The sequence below is a fragment of the Actinoallomurus sp. NPDC050550 genome, assembly GCF_040655075.1.
Lineage (GTDB): Bacteria > Actinomycetota > Actinomycetes > Streptosporangiales > Streptosporangiaceae > Actinoallomurus.
The window spans coordinates 159,100-176,123 of sequence record NZ_JBFAJC010000004.1; the positions used below are offsets into that span (position 1 = coordinate 159,100).

Consider the following 17,024-nt stretch of genomic DNA (forward strand, 5'->3'; position numbering starts at 1 on the left):
GGACACTGTGGATGAGGACCATTGCGAAGGAGGGATGCGGGGTGGACCTGCATCTGACGCTCGATCGCGCCGCCGGACGGCTGGCCGGGCAGCTCGCCGACCGGCTGCGCGACCTCGTACGGCGCGGAGCGCTCGTCCCCGGCCACCGCCTGCCGTCCACCCGCGACCTCGCCGGTGACCTGAACGTCTCCCGGGGCGTCGTGGTCACGGCGTACGAGCAGCTCGTCGCCGAGGGGTTCCTCGTCTCGCGGCAGGGCGACGGCACGCGGGTGGCCAGCGCCCCCGTCGCCGAACCTCCGCCGGCGTCCGGCAGCGCGGCGCACCGGCGCGTGCTCCGGCTCGCCGCCGGCACGGACGCCGGACCGGCCGACCCGCCGGGCATCGCGTACGACCTGCGCCCCGGCAAGCCCGACCTGACGTCGTTCCCGAGGGAACGGTGGGCGACGGTCACGCGGGACGTGCTGCGCGAGCTCCCGCACGCCGAGCTGAACTATCCGGACCCGGCCGGAACCGGGGTGCTGCGGACGGAGCTCGCGGGCTACCTGGCGCGCGTCCGCGCCGCCGCGGCCGAACCGGGGGCGGTCGTGGTCACCGCCGGGGTCGCTCACACGCTGGCGACCGTCCCGCGGATCCTCCTGGAGGAGGGGCACCGGCTGCTCGCGGTCGAGGACCCGCTCGCCCACCAGCAGCTCCCGCTGATCCGCGCGACCGGCGTGCGCATGGTCGGCGTGCCGGTGGACGAGGAGGGCATCGACGTCGCCGCGCTGGCCCGGACCCGGGCGCGGGCGCTGCTCATCACCCCGGCGCACCAGTTCCCCACCGGGGTGGTGCTGTCGCCCGGGCGGCGCGCGGCCCTCGTCGAGTGGGCGCGGGCCGCCGACGCGCTGATCATCGAGGACGACTACGACGGGGAGTTCCGGTACGACCGAGAGCCGGTCGGCTGCCTGCAGGGCCTCGCTCCGGAGCGCGTGGTCCTCGCCGGGTCGGTGAGCAAGGCGCTGTCACCGGCGCTGCGGCTCGGCTGGGCGGTCGCGCCGGCGTGGCTGGCGACCCGGCTGCGCGCCGCGCGGGCGCTGTACGACCTCGGCTCTTCGGTGCCGGACCAGCACGTGCTCGCCCGGATGATCGCGACCGGCGCGTACGACCGGCACCTGCGCCTCATGCGGCGCCGCTACCGGGACCGCCGTGACGCGTTCATCTCCGCCCTGACCCGCCGCCTGCCGGAGGTCCGGGTGCACGGCGTGTCCGCGGGGCTGCACGCCTACCTCGAGCTTCCCGCGGGCACCGACGAGGCCGAGGTCGTCGCCCGGGCCGCGGCCCTCGGCGTCGCCGTCGAAGGCGTCACCCCGATGCGCCTGCGGCACCCGGGGCCGCCCGCGATCGTCGTCGGCTACGCCCGCGTGCCGGAACGCAGGCTCGCCGAGGCGGTGAACCTCCTCACGCGCGCCGTATCCGGCGCCGGCGGCCCCGAACCCGCGACCTGAGAGGCGCGGGCGGACCGACCCAGGTGACGGCTCCTCCCCGATCGAAGAGACCACCACCCCTGGGGCGAGGGCGGTGCTCGCCGTTCCTGGGGCGAGGGCGGTGCTCGCCGTTCCTGGGGCGAGGGCGGTGCTCGCCGTTCCCGGGGCGAGGGCGGTGCTCGCCGTTCCCGGGCCGAGGGCGGTGCTCGCCGTACCGGGTGCCACAGCGCCCTCTGCAGTCCCTTACGTCACCGGGGAATCGGCTGTGTCGATCGCTCATCCGCGGGTACGACGTGCTGCGATGAGGAGGACGACAATGAGTCTTGACGAAGCCGCCCGCCAGCTCGAACTCGCCGCCCACGACACACAGGTCGCTTTCGACTGCATCGGTCTCGGTGACATCGAACGCGCCCACACCCATGCGATCACCGCCCGCGCGGCGGCAGACGCGGCCGAGGCCGCACTGCGGATCGCCCTCACCCAGCTGAAGACCCCCGAGGAGGCCGAACGCGCCGGTGAGGAGGCCATACAGCGCCTCCAGCGGGAGACGAGCCCGCGCGCCTCCCAGCTCTAGAGCCCGCGGTCGACCGCGTCACCACCAGCGGGACGCGGTCGTCTCTTACCCGATGCTCGGGCGGCCAGGTGCGCCCGGCCGCAATCGGCGGACAGAGGGGACGCGCGGGCGCTCCACCCGGAACGCTCGGCGACGGCGACGGCATCCGCGGAGCCCTTCAGCCGGATCGATCAGCCACTGTGACGCCGGTAGTGACGTCACAGGCCTGGCGAACCGATCATTCATCCGTCAACGTCGGCGGCAATGTGAGCACAACGACGGCAATGAGATGACGGCGGCGGCTTCACCGAGCATTACGCACGCCTCTGGAGGCCGCCTACGATCGCCTTGTGCGTGTGGGACCACAGCCCTTGGAAAGCTCCGGCGGACGCCGCGCCTCAGTCGACGGCCGTCCAGCCCCGGCTCTGCGTGGCCGCGTCCTCGCCTACACGGGCTACCGGGAGACGGCCCCGACATCGGTCCGCCGGCGGGAGACACCCGCCGGCGAGGTGATCCTCATCCTCGGGTTCGGAAAAGCGCACCACGCGCAGCCGACACCGGACGCCCACGGCCTGCGCCCGTTCACCTCGTTCATCGCCGGGTTCCACGACCGGCCGACTCTGACCGGCCACGACGGTGGCCAGTTCGGCCTCCAGGTCCGACTCGACCCTCTCGGCGCCTTCGCCCTGTTCGGCGTGCCCGCCCATGAGCTGAGCAACCGGATCGTTCCCCTGTCGGACCTGTTCGGCGCGGCCGCTGAGCACTGGACGGAGCGCCTGGCGGATCTGCGATCCTGGCCAGCGCGCTTCGCGCTCCTCGACGCGCTTCTCGCCGAGAGGATCGCGGCGGGCCCGGCGCCGTCGTCGGAGGTCGCGTCGGCGTGGCAGGCGATGCGCCGCGTCCACGGCGCGGTAAGGATCGCAGAGCTGGCCACCCGGACCGGGCGCAGCGACCGGTACCTCGCCGCCCGCTTCCGGCAGCAGATCGGCACGACGCCCAAGAACGCCGCGCGCGTACTGCGCTACGAGCACGCGGCGCGACTGTTGGCACGCGGCGATCTGCCTCCGGCCCACGTCGCGGTGGTGTGCGGGTACGCCGACCAGGCCCATCTGACGCGGGAGTTCACCCGGTTCGCGGCCACGACCCCGGCCGTCGTCCGCCGGTGGGCCGCGTAAGCGGTCGATTTTCTTCAAGACCCGGACGCCGGACTCCTCCTACGGTCGTCGCGTCGGTCCGGAAGAAGGGAATCGATCATGTACGACCCGCGACGCGGCTATCCGATCATCGTGCCCTGTGTCCTGTACGACGATCCGCCGGCGGCGGCTCGGTGGCTCTCGGCCGTCATCGGGGTCCGTGAGGTGGTCCGGGCGTCGCTGCCGGATGGCTGGGTCGGCCACGTGGAGGTGGAACGCGACGGCCTGATCATCCTCCTCGGGCGTCGTGGAGGGCAGTTCGCCGGCACGTCCAGCCTCACTCAGGTCTTCGTCGACGACCTCGACAGGGCGTGCGAGCAGGCGGTCGCCGGAGGAGGCGTGATCCTAGAACCGCCGGAGGACCGGCCCTGGGGCGTTCGTCAGGCGGTGGTCGCCGACCCGGAGGGGCAGCGCTGGGCCCTGACCCGGCATGTCCGCGACACCGACCCGGCGGCCTGGTACGGCAGGATCCTCGGGCCGGTGCCCGGCTGAGCGCTCGGTAGCGCTCGCCCCGGCTTCAGACGACCGGGCGTTCGGCGACCGCCGGATTGGGTCCCGCGCCGGCGACCGGTGTCGGCTCGAACCCCCGGGCCGTCACGAGGACGACGAGGCAGAGTACGGCGCCGATGGCGTACGCGATCCACAGGTCGGAGGCGACCGCGCCCGCGACCACCGCCCCGAGCACGAAGCCCGCGTAGTTGAAGACGTTGACCCGGGATACGGCGATGCCCAGCCCCGTCGGATCGAGCCGGCCGGCCGCCGAGAACGACGTGGGCACCACGACGGACAGGCCGAGCCCGGCGACGGCGAACCCGGCGATGGCGACGGCGGGGTTCGGAGCGGCGGCCGCGGTGAGCAGCCCGACACCGCCGATGAGGCCACCCGCCGCGACGACCTTCGCCGCGCCGCGTGCGCGGACGAGCAGGTCCGCGCCGGTCCGGCTCAGCATCATGAAGATCTGGTACGCGACGTACCCCAGGGGAGCGACGAAGCCGGAGGCGTGCAGGTCGTCCTTGAGGTACTTCGCGCTGTAGCTCGAGGTCGCCGAGTCCGCGATGTACATGCAGGTCACGGCCGCGCCGATGATGATGATCGGCTTCCAGGGCACCCTCTTGGCCGCGGCCTTCAGCTGCTCGTCGCTGGGCCCGGTGGCCTCCATCGCCTTCGGGTACAGGCGGCGGCCGGCCAACACGGACACCACGAGGCCGAGCGCCGCCGGGATGGCGAAGCCGGTCCCCAGCCCCATGTCGATCTTGTTGGCGAGTGCGCTCCACAGGCCCGCGAGGATGCCCGCCGCGCTCCACACGGCGTGGAACCCGGTGAGCAGGCTCTTGCCGTACCGTGTCTCGGCGGTCACCGCCTGGGCGTTCATCGACGCGTCCACCGCGCCGACGAACAGGCCGAACAGGGCCGTCGCCCCGTACAGCGCGAGGTCCCCGGGTGCGATCCCGATCGCGACGATCGACAGGAGGACGAGCGGCTGGGCGATGCGCAGCACCGGGCCGCTGCCGTGCCGCGGCATGAGCGAGCCGGCGAGCACGCTGCCCAGCCCGGCGACCACCGGCACGGCAAGGAGCACCAGTGCGAGGGTGCCGTCGCTGAGGTTGTGCGCCTTCTGGATCTCCGGGATGCGGGTCACGAGGGCGGCGAAGGAGAGCCCCTGAACCCCGAACGCCGCGTACGCCGCGCGCCGACCTCGCCGAGTCCGTTGATCGATGTCCGCCGCCACGCTGTCCTCCGGAACGTGAAATACGTTCGCGTCAGCGTAGGTAGTGGATCTCGGCAGGTCAATAGACCGGGAAGCGATCCGGCGGTTGTGACCGCCCCGAGGTGAACGAGGCGACCGAACACTACCCGGGCGATCGGTGAAAGAGAGGTGACCATCCCCCCTGTGGAAGGCAGACGATGAGACGAAGGACCTGGACATGGCCGCGGTGATGCGAGCGCTCCCCACGGAGGAGGCCACCGACGCCGCGATCATCGAGCAGTCCTTGGGCGATCCGGAGACCTTCGCAGCGATCTTCGACCGCTATTACGCGCTGATCCACGGGTACGCCGCCCGCCGCCTCGGCGGGAGCCTGGCCGACGACGTGGCCGCCGAGACGTTCCTGATCGCGTTCGACAACCGGACGAAGTACGACCTGTCCCGCGCGGACGCCCGGCCGTGGCTGTACGGGATCGCCTCCAACCTGATCGCCAGGCACCACCGGGCGGAGGTCCGGCAGTACCGCGCGCTGGCCCGTACGGGCGTCGACGAGGTCAGCGAGGGCCACGCGGACCGCGTCGTGGTCCGCCTCGACGCGCAGGCCCACCGCGGGCGGCTGGCGGAGGCACTGGCCGAGATCTCCGACGGCGACCGGGACGTGCTCCTCCTGGTCGCCTGGGCCGACCTGACCTCGGAGAAGGCGGGGGAGGCCCTCGGCATCCCCGCCGGAACGGCACGGTCGCGGCTGCACCGCGCCCGCAAGCGGATCCGCGCGGCCCTGGGCCGGACCGACCCGACGACCACCCGAAAGGACCGATGACGATGGACGACCTCACCACGCTCCGCGACGCCTGGGACCGCCCGGCGCCCCCGTCGGCGGCCGCGCACGCGGCGGCCCGCGCCGCCCTCCTCGACCGGGCCTCCGCCCGTACCGCCGGAACGACGCCCCGGCGTGCCCGCCGGTTCCGGCTGCCCCGGATGGGCGTACGGCTCGCCGCCGTCGGCGCGCTGGCCGTCACGATCGCCGCCGGCGTCACCGTCGCCCAGAACCTCGGAGGTACGGACAAGAACGGCCACCCCCGCCCGGTCGTGCCCGGCCTGCCCGGCGGCCCGGTGGCCAACGCCCAGACCGTGCTCTACAAGGCGGCCGAGCGCGCGCAGGCTCGCGCGTTCACCCCACCCCGGCCGGGCCAGTGGACCTACCTCGAGACCCGGTACACCTCGCCGGGAAACCCGCCGGTCGGTAAGACACAGACGCCGAAGTGGCCGCTGAAGAGCCGCGTCGACCGGATGTGGATCCGGATCGACGGCACGCGGCTGGCCGAGTACCGCGATGGCAAGCTGGAGATCTCGCCGACCGGCGGAGGCATGCCGCCGGTGGACTACGCCTCCGTGGTGAAGATCCCGCTGGCTCCGGACGCGTTGCTGGCCTGGGTGAAGAAGGACGCGCCCAACAGCAGCACCGTCGAGTCGAGCAACTACACCGCCTTCCAGATGCTCGCCTCACTGCTGAACAACAACCTCGTGCCGCCTCGGCAGGAGGCAGCGGTGTACCGCGCGATGGCCAAGATCCCCGGCGTCACCCTCAACAAGAGCGCCGTCGACGTCGCCGGACGCCCGGCGCTGGCCGTCTCCCGGGTCATCGAGGGCTGGATCCGCCAGGAGGTCCTGCTGGATCGCACGTCCTACGCGTATCTCGGCGAACGGAGCCTCGCGATCAAGGACCACACCGGTGACGCGGGCACCGGTGAGCACGGCACCTGGACGGTCAAGAAGGGCACCATCGACGTGTTCTCGGTGCGTCTCGCGGCGGCCTTCGTCGACAGGCCCGGAGAACGTCCCTGAGCGACGCACACGGGCCCACCGGTTCCGGTGGGCCCGGCCATTCCCATCCGGTCAGTCGATGAGGCGGCGGCGCATGCCGCGTACGGCGAGGACCCACACGAGCGCGGCGAACAGCGCGAGCGCGCCCACGTGGCCGAGGTCGGCCAGCGGCCGGAAGCCGAACGCCGCGTGCCGGACCAGCTCCACGCAGTGGTACAGCGGATTGATCCGGGCGGCCGTGCGGGCCCAGCCCGGCAGCCCGTCGATCGGGAAGAACGTGCCCGCGACCAGGAAGATCGGGGTGAGCACCCCGGTGATCACATAGTCGAAGCTGTTGATCGACGGGACGACCGTGGACATCCAGACGCCGAACAGCGCGAACCCGATCGCCGTGAGGATCGTGAAGACCGGCACGACGAGCATGCCGGCGGCCGGGTGCAGGCCGAAGGCCAGCGCGACCAGCAGCGGCACGCAGGAGAACAGCCCGCCCTTGACCGCGATCCACGACGTCTCGCCGGCCACGAGCTCGTGCACGTCCACCGGCGCCGCCAGCACCGCGTCGTACGAGTGCTGGTAGGTGCGCCTGATGTAGGTGTTGAACATCCCGGGGAACGCCGACGTGAACAGCGACGCGGTCGCCACGACGCCCGTGCCGACGAAGTCGACGTAGCGGTAGCCGGCGATGCTCCCCAGCAGCGACCCGAACCCGAAGCCGAACGCCAGCAGGTAGATCGTCGGCTCGACGGTCGCGGCGAACGACGTGGAGGTCCAGTAGCGCCGGAACAGCGCCAGCTCCCGCCGCCAGACACCGCGCACCGGCGCCCACTCGAATCTGCGGAGTCGCGTGTCAGCCAACGTTCTCTCCGGTCAGGACGACGAACACGTCCTCGAGGTTGGCCGCCCGCCGTACGACCCGATCCCCGTTGCCGAGGGCGTCGGCCAGCGAGGGCGGGATGTGCTCGGCGCGCAGCACCGACACGGTCGGGCCGGTGCGGCGGGTGGGCAGGCCGGCCCGCCGTACGAGGTCCTCGATCTCCGCGAGCCGGTCGGGCGGGCCGTGGTGCTCCTCGACGCTGCCGCCGGCGTGGTGGGCGATGAGGTCTCCGGGGCTGCCCTCGGCGACGATCCGGCCGCCGGACATCAGCGCGCAGGTGTCGGCGAGCCGCTCGGCCTCCTCGATGTAGTGCGTGGACATCAGCACGGTGGTGCCCTCGTCGCGCAGCCCGGCGATCAGCCCCCACAGGTCGGCGCGGACCTGCGGGTCGAGGCCGACGGTGGGCTCGTCGAGCAGGACGAGGCGGGGCGAGTGCACGAGCCCGCGGGCGACGAGGAGCCGCCGGCGCATGCCGCCCGAGAGGTTCACGACGCGGGTCCCGGCGCGGCCGGCGAGCTGGGCGATCTCCAGGGCGCGGTCGACGGCCGGGCGGCGCTCGGCCCGGGGCACGCGGTACAGGTGGGCGAAGACCTCGAGGTTCTGCCGGACGGTGAGCTCCTCGTCGAGGTTGTCGGTCTGCGGCACGACGCCCATGAGCGCGCGCGCCTCTTTGGACCCGGCCGGGACGGGATGGCCGAGGACGGTGATCTCGCCCTCGTCGGCGCGGGACTGGGCGGTGAGCATCCGCATCGTCGTCGACTTGCCCGCGCCGTTCGGGCCGAGCAGTCCGAAGCAGACACCGGCCGGGACCTCCAAGGTGAGCCCGTCGACCGCGGTGATCTGCGATCCGTCCTTGTCGCGGTACCGCTTGACGACGTCGCGCAGGATGATCGCCGGGAGGTCCGCCATGAGCCCACGCTACGAAGCGCGCCCGACTGCGCGCCAGCGAATATCGTCGAGCCGTGGAGTTGCCGTGGAAACCGAACGAGCAGCACGTGCCGGCGCGTGACCTGCGCGCCTCCGACGCGGACCGGGAACGGGTGGTCGAGCTGCTGCGCGACGCCCATGGCGACGGCCGGCTGACCGTCGACGAGCACGCCGAGCGCGTCGAAGGCGCGTACACCGCCCGTACGCTGGGCGAACTGGCCGAACTGACCGCCGATCTGATCCCCGCCGAGCAGCAGCCGATCCAGATCGAGCACCGGCCCCTGATAGCCCTCTTCGGCACCGTACGGCGCGGCGGGCGCTGGGTGGTGCCGGTGAGCCTGCCGGTGTCCGCGTTGTTCGGCACCGTGGAGATCGACCTTCGGGAGGCCCTGCTGCAGCGCCGGCACGTCGTCGTGCGGGCGGCGATGTTCGGCGGGCGGCTCCGCCTCGTCGTCCCGGAGGGGGTGCGCGTGGAGTTCACCGGCCGCTCCGTCCTCGGTTCGCGGGACCTGCGGGTGCGGGCGCCGTACGCCGACGACGCCCCGGTGGTCGAGGTCAGCGGCGTGGTCGTCCTCGGGTCGGTGGGCGCCCGTACGCCCAAGCAGCGCCGGCGCTGGCGGGTGACCCGCCGCCGCCCGTGACGAGGCGGCGGCAAGACCAGCAGGTCATGGCCCGTTCGATAACGGTTAAGACTCCTCCCCTTGCCGCCTCTTGAACTGGTACGGACCAGCTCCTATCGTTCAGAGCCATGCGCGATTTTGCTCAATGAGCGGCTCAATCGTGCAGAACCTTTCATGCCCGTGAAAGGAGGCGGCGGCGCGAGCCGCACAGCTGTGCCACGCCAAACGGCTGCTCGAAGGGTGACGGTCGAGGGGTCGGGCCGGGGGATTGGCGAACCCATCAGAAGACAATGACCGGGGACGTCGCGCGCACCCGCGTGGCCCCGGAGCCGATGCAGGAGCAGAAGGCGGGGACAGGTGAAACGGCATCTCATGGGCGCCATCGCCGCGGGTCTCACGGTGGCCCTCGGTGTGAGCGGATGCAGCAAGGGCAGTTCGTCCGGCGGCGGCGGTGACAATAAAACGATCAGGTTCGTCGCCGCGATCTACGATGACAAGACCAAGGGCCTCTGGGACAGTCTGATCAAGACGTTCGAGGCGCAGAACAAGGGTTACAAGGTCAACCTGGAGATGGTCGACTGGACCCAGATGGACGCCAAGGTGAAGACCTACGTCCAGACGAAGCAGACGCCCGACATTCTGAACTACAACGCGTTCGCCGACTTCGCCCGCGACGGTCTGCTCTTCCAGGCCTCGGACGTGCTGTCCTCGCAGGTGTCCAGCGACATCCTCCCGTCGTTCGTCGACGGCGACAAGTACAAGGGCACGCAGTACGCCGTGCCGCTGCTGTCCAGCGTCCGGCTGTTCTTCTACAACAAGGACGTCTTCGCCAAGGCCGGCATCACCACGCCGCCCAAGACGTGGGCCGACGTTCAGTCCGACGCTCAGAAGATCAAGGACAAGGTGAAGGGCGTCTTCCCCTTGGGTCTGCCGCTCGGTGCCGAGGAGTCCCAGGCCGAGTTCTTCATGTGGGCGATGAACAACGGCGGTGGCTACGTCGACCAGTCCGGCAACTGGGCGATCGACAGCCCGGCCAACGTGGACACGGTCAACTACCTCAAGGGCCTGACCAAGAGCGGCCTCACCCAGCCGAACCCGGAGACGACCGACCGTAAGGACGTCTTCAACGAGTTCGCGCAGGGCAAGATCGGCATGCTCAACGGCGCGGTCTTCATGCCCGCGGGCTTCATCAACAAGGTCAACGCCAAGCTGCCGTACGGCATCGCGCCGCTGCCCAGCAAGAGCGGCTCGGCGTCCAGCACGCTCGGTGTGCAGGACTTCCTGGTGGCGTTCAAGAACAACGGCGGTAAGAAGAAGGACGCCGTCTCCAAGTTCCTGAACTTCTTCTACCAGACGAACAACGTGGCCAACTTCCAGAAGGAAGAAGGCTTCCTGCCGGTGACCAAGTCGGCCGGTGACGTGATCTCGGGCGCCGTGCCGTACGACAAGCCCTTCATCGACGCGCTGCCGAACGCGAAGTTCTACCCGACGGGCAACGCAGCCTGGGGACCGCTGGCGAACACGATCAAGGAGAAGCTCGGCACCGCCATCACCGGCGACCCGAAGAGCGTCCTGAGTGGCCTCCAGCAGACCGCGCAGAAGAACGGCTGACGGACCGCCCGTGCACGACACCGTTGAGGCGCGCGGCGCCGGGGCCACGACCCCGGCGCCGGCGCCGCCGTCGACGAGCGCCCTCCGCCGGCTCGGCCGGGCGCTCGCCCCGCTTCCCTGGATCGGCCCCGCCGTCATCTTGATCGGGGCCGTGGTCCTGTGGCCGGTGATCGAGATGGTCCGGACGTCGCTGCTGAGGATCAGCTCGTCCGGGGCGACGCTCGGCACCCGTGGGACCGGCAACTACCGTGACCTGTTCGACGAGTCGGACCTCGTCAGCGTGCTGCTGCGCACCGTGGTGTGGGTGGTCGGCGTCGTCGTGGTGACGATCGTGGTGTCGCTGGCGCTCGGGCAGTTGCTCAACGCCCGCTTCCCCGGGCGGCGCGTGGTCCGCTGGGCGGTCATCGTGCCCTGGGCCGCGTCGGTCCTGATGACCGCGCTGACGTGGAAGTGGATGCTCAACTACTACTACGGCGTCGTCAACAAGGTCCTGCAGGGCCTCGGGCTCATCGATCACCCGGTGAACTGGCTCTCGCACCCCACGCAGGCGCTGATGTGGATGATGTGGGTGGCGGTCTTCGTCTCGCTGCCGTTCACCTCGTTCGTCATCCTGGCCGGCCTGCAGACCGTCCCGGGCGACGTCTACGAGGCGGCCCGGGTCGACGGCGCCGGCCGCGCACGGACGTACTTCCGCATCACACTGCCGCTGCTGCGGCCGTCCCTGCTGGTCGCGGCGATCATCAACGTGATCAACGTCTTCAACTCCTTCCCGATCATCTACGCGATGACCGGGGGCGGGCCGGGGAGCAAGACCGACACCAGCACGACCTTCATGTACAAGCTCGCCTTCACCGGCACCGGTGACGTCGGGGAGTCCGCCGCGATGGCGGTCGTGAACTTCGCGCTGATCCTGATCCTGGTGCTGGTGTACCTGCGGGTCGTCGGCTGGCGCGGGGAGGCGGAAGCATGAGCAGCCTGAGCACGCCACGCCCGCAAGGCCGGTCGGGGTCGGTTGGTCGGGAAAGGCAGGTTGGTCGGAAAAGATCGGCCGGGCGCGACTGGTCGAAGCTGGCCCGCCGGACCATCCTCGCCGGTGTCGGCTACCTGGTCGCGTTCGTCTTCGTCGCGCCGTACCTGGAGATGGCGCTGACGGCGCTCAAGCCCGATCGCGAGCTGACCAAGTCGCCGACCACGTTCCTGCCGAAGCACTGGGACTTCGCCAACTTCGTCAACGTGTGGAAAGCAGCGCCGATCTGGAAGAACATGCAGGTGTCGCTCATCGTCGCCGCCGTGGCGACGCTGATCGCACTGGCGGTGGCACTGCCGGCGGCGTACTACACCGCCCGCAACCGGTTCCGCGGACGTGGCGCGTTCCTGCTGCTCGTGCTCGTCACCCAGATGTTCGCGCCGACCGCGCTGGTGATCGGCATCTACCGCGAGATGGTGGCGCTCAACCTGACCGACACGCTGTTCGGGCTGATCCTGGTCAACGCCGCCTTCAACCTGCCGTTCTGCGTGTGGATCCTGCACGGCTACTTCTCCAGCATTCCGAAGGCGCTGGAGGAGGCTGCCTACCTGGACGGCGCGGGGAAGATCAAGGCCCTGACCCGGGTGACGTTGCCGCTGTCCCTACCCGGTCTGGTCACCGCGGTGATCTACACGTTCATCGGGGCGTGGAACGAGTACGTGGTCGCCCTGACGATCACGTCGTCGCCCGACCGCCAGCCGCTGACCGTGGCCGTCCCCGGATTCGTCACGTCGTACCAGCAGCACTGGCAGTACCTGTTCGCGACCTCGCTGATCGCGATCGTGCCGGTGGTCGTCCTGTTCGTCCTCATCGAGCGCTACCTCATCGGCGGCCTCACCGCCGGCTCGGTGAAGTAGCCGCCGTGGGAACGGAGCGGGGGCGGTCGTGCCCCCGCTCCGTGCGTTCAGGAGGCGGCGTCGAAGTCGATCGCGGAGTAGGCCCGGAGCTTGGACAGCCGGTGCTCGCTGTCGATCCGGCGGATCGTCCCGCTGCGCGAGCGCATGACCAGCGAGTGCGTGGACGTGATCCCCTTGCCGTACCGGACGCCCTCGACCAGCTCGCCGTCGGTGATGCCGGTCGCCGCGAAGAACACGTCGTCGGAGGTCACCAGGTCGTCGGTGGTGAGCACCCGCGACAGGTCGTGCCCGGCGTCGATCGCCTTCTGCCGCTCCGCGTCGTCCTTCGGCCACAGTTTGCCCTGGAGGATGCCGCCGAGGGCCTTGATCGCGCAGGCGGCGATGATGCCCTCCGGGGTGCCGCCGATGCCGAGCATCAGGTCGATGCCGGTGCCTTCACGCGCCGCCATGATCGCGCCGGCCACGTCGCCGTCGGTGATGAACTTGATGCGCGCCCCCGCCTCGCGGATCTCCTTCACGATGCCCTCGTGCCGCGGCCGGTCGAGGATCACGACCGTCACGTCACCGGCCGAGCAGCCCTTGGCCCGGGCGACGGCGTGGATGTTGTCGGCGACGGGCGCCTCGATGTTCACCACGTCGGCCGCTTCCGGCCCGGTCGCCAGCTTCTCCATGTAGAACACGGCGGACGGGTCGTACATCGTGCCCCGGGGCGCCACCGCGATCACGGCGATCGCGTTGTTCTGTCCCAGCGCGGTCAGCCGCGTCCCGTCGATCGGGTCGACGGCCACGTCGCAGTCGGCGCCGCTGCCGTCACCGACCTGCTCGCCGTTGAACAGCATCGGCGCGTGGTCCTTCTCACCCTCACCGATCACCACGACGCCGTTCATCGACACGGTGTTGATGAGCTGGCGCATGGCGTTCACGGCGGCCCCGTCGGCGCCGTTCTTGTCACCCCGCCCGACCCATCGGGCCGCGGCCATCGCCGCCGCCTCCGTCACGCGTACCAGTTCCAGGGCGAGGTTGCGGTCGGGGGCGTGGGCTTCGGTGGCCAGCGGGGACGATACGGTCGTTTCTTCAGTCATGGCGATCCGGGCCTTTCCTGCGGGCTTTACCTGACGGGTCACCCCGGCGGGTCTCCTCCGATCGTATTTCCGAGCAGACAGGGCGTAATCTAGGGCCGTCATGAGCAGCGACATCGAGTGGCAGGCCGGCGAGCGGCCGACGCCGGGCGCGGAGCGCGCCGGCAGCGGGCACATGCGCCGCGTGGCCCCGACCCGACGAGGAGCGCGCCAGTGAGCGTCGAACCGGTTTCGCGTATGTCGGATCGAGGCGCCGCCACGCGGAGCGCGCTGCTGCAGGCCGCCCGCGACGTGTTCTCCGAGGCCGGGTTCGCCCAGGCGGCGGTCACCGACATCGTCGCCAAGGCGGGGGCCAGCGTCGGCAGCCTCTACCACCACTTCAGCGGCAAGGCCGATCTCTACCTGACGCTGTTCGGCGAGTTCCAGGCCCGCCAGCAGGAGCGCACGCGCGAGGCCGTCCACACGGCCCGCGATGCGGGCGAGACCGACCCGATGCGCGTGTTCATCGCGGGGGCGCGTGCCTACCTCGACGGCTGCCTCGCCGAGCCGGACCTGTCCCGGTTGTTCGTGTCCGGCGACGGCCCGCCCGGGTTCGACCGGGTGCTGCACGACCGGCTGCGGACCTGGGCCCGGCGCAACGCCGCGCTCTTCGACGTGGGCGACGGCGACGTCGATGAGGCGCTCGTGGTGGTGCTGACCGGTGCGGTGTCCGGCGCCGTCGCGGAGGTGGCCCTGTCGGAGGACGAGGAGGCCTCCCGGCGGCTGGCCGATGACGTGCTCGCGATCATTTCGAGTCTGGAGGGCCGGCGTGAGCGAAGGCCGTGAGACGGCCCCGGTGACGAACGACCCCGTCACCTCCGCGGATGCACCGGAGTCGCCGGTGAGCACCGTCTCCCCGGAGCAGGAGGAGCAGGCGTCACAGGCGCCGGCCGGCGAGGGGCCCATCGTCGTGTCGCCGTCGGTTTACCGGCGTCTCACGTCCGGGTTTCCGGGATTCGCGATGGCGATGCTCTCCTGCCTGGTGATCGTCGGATTCGTGCTGCTGGTCACTCCCCGGCGCAACCAGAACGCCACGCCGCAGGTGGACTACCGCGGCGACCTGAACGGCCTGGTGGCGACCGCGCCGTTCACCGTGCAGGCGCCCCAGGGACTGGGCCCGAAGTGGTATCCCACGAGCTCGCGGCTGACGGGCCGGGCGAACGGCCCGGTGGGCTGGCATCTCGGCTTCTACACGCCGGACAAGCAGTACGCCGCGCTCGAGGAGAGCAATGAGGGCCCCGACGGCAGCGCCGGGTTCGTGTCCCGCATGACGAGCCAGGGCAAGCCGGACGGCTCCCTGCAGGTGGCCGGTGCGACCTGGGACAGGACGTTCCGGAAGGACAAGCATCAGCGGTCGCTGGTGCGGCGGCTGCCCGGCGTCACGCTGGTCGTCACCGGTACGGCCTCGTACGAGGAATTGGCCATGCTGGCGGGCTCGCTCAAACCGCAGCCGAAGAGCCACTCCTAGGATGTCCGTAACCCCCCGGTAGCGGGGAAATTCATGTAACTTGTGGGGCTATGGGGACCCTACTGATCTTCGCGCTTGCGGAATGCAATGCAGGCACACACCTCCCCATGGAGACACACCACGGTGGACTCCTCATTCGCAGAACATGAAGTGCTTTCGGATTCCGCGGGCGGGCGGTTCACGTCCCTGAGCGGACGCGAACGCACGAGCATGGCGGCGGCCGTCGCCCTCGTCGTAGGACTTGCCCTCGGCGGTGGAGGCTGGCTCGTCTACCGCAACCACACGGCCTGTCAGGACCGGACTCTCACCGTGACGGCCGATCCGGCCATCGCGGCGGCGGTGACCGAAGTGGCGACCCACTACAACGCGTCGAAGTGCGCCGACGTGAACGTCGTGACCGGCGACTCCGCGCAGACGGCGCGGGGCCTCGCCGACGGTGACACGACGGCCGACGCCCGGCCCGACGTCTGGATCGCCGACTCCTCGCTGTGGTTCGACGGCGTCAAGGATCCCGGGGTCCGCTCCGCGACGTCCGTGGCCTCGTCTCCGGTCGTGTTCGCCATGACGCCGACCGGCGCCGAGCACTACGGGTCCGCCCTGGCGAAACAGGGCTGGGGCGGTTTCCGTGACGACACTTACCGTCTGCGGTTGCTCGACCCCGGGCCGTCCGCGACGGGGATGGCGTCGCTGCTGGCGCTCTCGTCCGCCGCCGGGAGCGGCACGGCCGGCCTTCAGGCGTTCAGCCGCATGCTGGAGGACGTCAAGCCGTCGTCCGACGCCACGGAGGCCGTCAACGCCCTCGGCGACCAGGGCGAACCGCCCGTGCTGCCCCTCTCGGAGCAGGCGATCTGGCGGCAGCGGCAGCAGGGACGCCAGGTCGCGGCGGTCTACCCGCAGGCGGCGCCGGTGCTCGACTTCCCGTACGTCGCCCTCACCACGGACCGGCAGCGCAGGCGGATCGCGGCGGGCCTGCTCACCGCGCTGCGCTCGCCCGACGGAGCGGCCCGGCTGCACGACGCCTGGCTCCGCACGCCGGACGGCGCCGCGGGCCGGCTCGTCTCCGCCGGCCTGCCGGCCGCCGCGCCGCGCGTACTCCCGGTGACGAGCCCGGGAGCGGCACGCGCGATGCGCGACACGTGGCGGAAGATGCGAACGAGTCTGCGGGCGCTCGCCCTCGTCGACGTGTCGGACGCCACGCTCGCCCGCATGGGGTCGGGCACGCGAACGCAGATGATGGCGGCGTCGCTGAACAACGGCTTCTCGCTGCTGGACGACGACACCGAGTTCGGGCTGTGGTCCTTCCCCGGCGCCCGTTCCCGCCCGTACCGGCGGCTGGTCGAGGTCGGCCGGCTGCAGGAGATCGGCACCGGCGGCACCCGCAGGGCACGGCTGCAGAAGCAGATCTCCGGGCTGCGGCCGCAGAAGGGGAGAGACGGAGGCCTGTACGACGCGATCCTCGACGCGTACCGCGAACTGTCGCGGGACTACCGGCCCGGCATGCTCAACGAGGTCCTCGTCCTGACCGGCGGCGCAACCGGCGAGCACGACAAGATCTCACTGGACCGGCTGGTGGCCGAGCTCAAGAAGGACTTCGACCCGGAACAACAGGTGAACATCACCTTCCTCGCCTTCGGGAACGGCATCAAGATGGCGCCGCTCAAGAAGATCGCCGAGGCCACGCAGGGCGCCGCCTACAACATCCAGAACGATCGGCAGATCATGACGTTGTTCCGGTGCGCCATCCCGCTGCGGGTCAAGGACGACCTGCGCTGTTCCCAGTGACC

17 protein-coding genes are annotated in these 17,024 nt (G+C 70.9%); 13 read left to right on the forward strand and 4 right to left on the reverse strand.

Annotated features, from left to right (window positions below):
• Window positions 1-41 precede the first annotated feature (41 nt).
• From AB0I04_RS07115 to AB0I04_RS07130, 4 genes are all read left to right on the forward strand, one after another.
• The gene (locus tag AB0I04_RS07115) at window positions 42-1,484 is read left to right on the forward strand and encodes a PLP-dependent aminotransferase family protein (RefSeq protein WP_360880420.1); all 1,443 of its coding nucleotides are present in this window, start codon (window positions 42-44) and stop codon (window positions 1,482-1,484) included.
• 295 nt (window positions 1,485-1,779) lie between these two features.
• A complete protein-coding gene (locus AB0I04_RS07120) occupies window positions 1,780-2,037 on the forward strand; it encodes a hypothetical protein (protein WP_360880423.1) in 258 nt (85 codons plus the stop codon).
• Between the two features lie 329 nt (window positions 2,038-2,366).
• Window positions 2,367-3,191, forward strand: coding sequence for an AraC family transcriptional regulator (locus AB0I04_RS07125; RefSeq protein ID WP_360880426.1), 825 nt, complete (start codon window positions 2,367-2,369; stop codon window positions 3,189-3,191).
• Between the two features lie 78 nt (window positions 3,192-3,269).
• Window positions 3,270-3,701 (forward strand): VOC family protein, encoded by a 432-nt coding sequence (locus AB0I04_RS07130; protein ID WP_360880429.1) that lies wholly within the window; start codon window positions 3,270-3,272, stop codon window positions 3,699-3,701.
• 25 nt (window positions 3,702-3,726) lie between these two features.
• Here the strand turns inward: AB0I04_RS07130 and AB0I04_RS07135 are convergent, their stop codons facing one another.
• Window positions 3,727-4,938, reverse strand: coding sequence for an MFS transporter (locus AB0I04_RS07135; RefSeq protein WP_360880432.1), 1,212 nt, complete (start codon window positions 4,936-4,938; stop codon window positions 3,727-3,729).
• Between the two features lie 196 nt (window positions 4,939-5,134).
• Between AB0I04_RS07135 and AB0I04_RS07140 the strand changes: the two genes are divergently transcribed.
• Complete coding sequence (locus tag AB0I04_RS07140) at window positions 5,135-5,734, forward strand: RNA polymerase sigma factor (RefSeq protein WP_360880435.1); 600 nt, start codon at window positions 5,135-5,137, stop codon at window positions 5,732-5,734.
• A complete protein-coding gene (locus AB0I04_RS07145; protein ID WP_360880438.1) occupies window positions 5,731-6,759 on the forward strand; it encodes a CU044_5270 family protein in 1,029 nt (342 codons plus the stop codon). Before AB0I04_RS07140 ends, AB0I04_RS07145 begins: the two co-directional genes overlap by 4 nt.
• A 51-nt stretch (window positions 6,760-6,810) precedes the next feature.
• On the opposite strand, the gene AB0I04_RS07150 is transcribed toward AB0I04_RS07145, so the two are convergent.
• Both AB0I04_RS07150 and AB0I04_RS07155 read right to left on the reverse strand, forming a co-directional pair.
• Window positions 6,811-7,593: an ABC transporter permease gene (locus tag AB0I04_RS07150; protein ID WP_360880441.1), complete on the reverse strand. Its 783-nt coding sequence runs from the start codon at window positions 7,591-7,593 to the stop codon at window positions 6,811-6,813.
• Window positions 7,586-8,521 (reverse strand): ABC transporter ATP-binding protein, encoded by a 936-nt coding sequence (locus AB0I04_RS07155; RefSeq protein ID WP_360880444.1) that lies wholly within the window; start codon window positions 8,519-8,521, stop codon window positions 7,586-7,588. Before AB0I04_RS07155 ends, AB0I04_RS07150 begins: the two co-directional genes overlap by 8 nt.
• A gap of 53 nt (window positions 8,522-8,574) precedes the next feature.
• Between AB0I04_RS07155 and AB0I04_RS07160 the strand changes: the two genes are divergently transcribed.
• From AB0I04_RS07160 to AB0I04_RS07175, 4 genes are all read left to right on the forward strand, one after another.
• Window positions 8,575-9,180, forward strand: a complete 606-nt coding sequence (locus AB0I04_RS07160; RefSeq protein ID WP_360880447.1) for a DUF1707 domain-containing protein — start codon at window positions 8,575-8,577, stop codon at window positions 9,178-9,180.
• Window positions 9,181-9,516: 336 nt separating this feature from the next.
• On the forward strand, window positions 9,517-10,770 hold the full coding sequence (locus AB0I04_RS07165) for an extracellular solute-binding protein (RefSeq protein WP_360880450.1): 1,254 nt from the start codon (window positions 9,517-9,519) through the stop codon (window positions 10,768-10,770).
• Window positions 10,771-10,780: 10 nt separating this feature from the next.
• Window positions 10,781-11,740: a sugar ABC transporter permease gene (locus AB0I04_RS07170; protein WP_360880453.1), complete on the forward strand. Its 960-nt coding sequence runs from the start codon at window positions 10,781-10,783 to the stop codon at window positions 11,738-11,740.
• Complete coding sequence (locus AB0I04_RS07175) at window positions 11,737-12,654, forward strand: carbohydrate ABC transporter permease (protein ID WP_360880456.1); 918 nt, start codon at window positions 11,737-11,739, stop codon at window positions 12,652-12,654. The genes AB0I04_RS07170 and AB0I04_RS07175 overlap by 4 nt, the downstream gene beginning before the upstream one ends.
• A gap of 47 nt (window positions 12,655-12,701) precedes the next feature.
• Here AB0I04_RS07175 and glpX read toward each other — a convergent pair whose 3' ends face one another.
• Window positions 12,702-13,736: a class II fructose-bisphosphatase gene (gene glpX / locus AB0I04_RS07180; protein WP_360880459.1), complete on the reverse strand. Its 1,035-nt coding sequence runs from the start codon at window positions 13,734-13,736 to the stop codon at window positions 12,702-12,704.
• Between the two features lie 234 nt (window positions 13,737-13,970).
• On the opposite strand from glpX, the gene AB0I04_RS07185 reads away from it, so the two are divergent.
• The 3 genes from AB0I04_RS07185 to AB0I04_RS07195 all read left to right on the forward strand — a co-directional run bounded on the left by AB0I04_RS07185 (window position 13,971) and on the right by AB0I04_RS07195 (window position 17,022).
• Window positions 13,971-14,558, forward strand: coding sequence for a TetR/AcrR family transcriptional regulator (locus AB0I04_RS07185; protein ID WP_360881036.1), 588 nt, complete (start codon window positions 13,971-13,973; stop codon window positions 14,556-14,558).
• Entirely contained in the window at window positions 14,542-15,240 is a 699-nt protein-coding gene (locus AB0I04_RS07190; RefSeq protein ID WP_360880462.1) for a DUF4245 domain-containing protein, read from the forward strand. The genes AB0I04_RS07185 and AB0I04_RS07190 overlap by 17 nt, the downstream gene beginning before the upstream one ends.
• A 150-nt stretch (window positions 15,241-15,390) precedes the next feature.
• On the forward strand, window positions 15,391-17,022 hold the full coding sequence (locus AB0I04_RS07195) for a substrate-binding and VWA domain-containing protein (protein ID WP_360880465.1): 1,632 nt from the start codon (window positions 15,391-15,393) through the stop codon (window positions 17,020-17,022).
• Window positions 17,023-17,024: the final 2 nt, after the last annotated feature.

Excerpts from the sequence above, each read along its gene's own strand:
- AB0I04_RS07120 (WP_360880423.1), top strand. The coding sequence starts at position 1,780 with ATGAGTCTTGACGAAGCCGCCCGCCAGCTCGAACTCGCCGCCCACGAC.
- AB0I04_RS07130 (WP_360880429.1), top strand. The coding sequence starts at position 3,270 with ATGTACGACCCGCGACGCGGCTATCCGATCATCGTGCCCTGTGTCCTG.
- AB0I04_RS07140 (WP_360880435.1), top strand. The coding sequence starts at position 5,135 with ATGGCCGCGGTGATGCGAGCGCTCCCCACGGAGGAGGCCACCGACGCC.
- AB0I04_RS07145 (WP_360880438.1), top strand. The coding sequence starts at position 5,731 with ATGACGATGGACGACCTCACCACGCTCCGCGACGCCTGGGACCGCCCG.
- AB0I04_RS07155 (WP_360880444.1), bottom strand. The coding sequence starts at position 8,521 with ATGGCGGACCTCCCGGCGATCATCCTGCGCGACGTCGTCAAGCGGTAC.
- AB0I04_RS07175 (WP_360880456.1), top strand. The coding sequence starts at position 11,737 with ATGAGCAGCCTGAGCACGCCACGCCCGCAAGGCCGGTCGGGGTCGGTT.
- glpX (WP_360880459.1), bottom strand. The coding sequence starts at position 13,736 with ATGACTGAAGAAACGACCGTATCGTCCCCGCTGGCCACCGAAGCCCAC.
- AB0I04_RS07185 (WP_360881036.1), top strand. The coding sequence starts at position 13,971 with ATGTCGGATCGAGGCGCCGCCACGCGGAGCGCGCTGCTGCAGGCCGCC.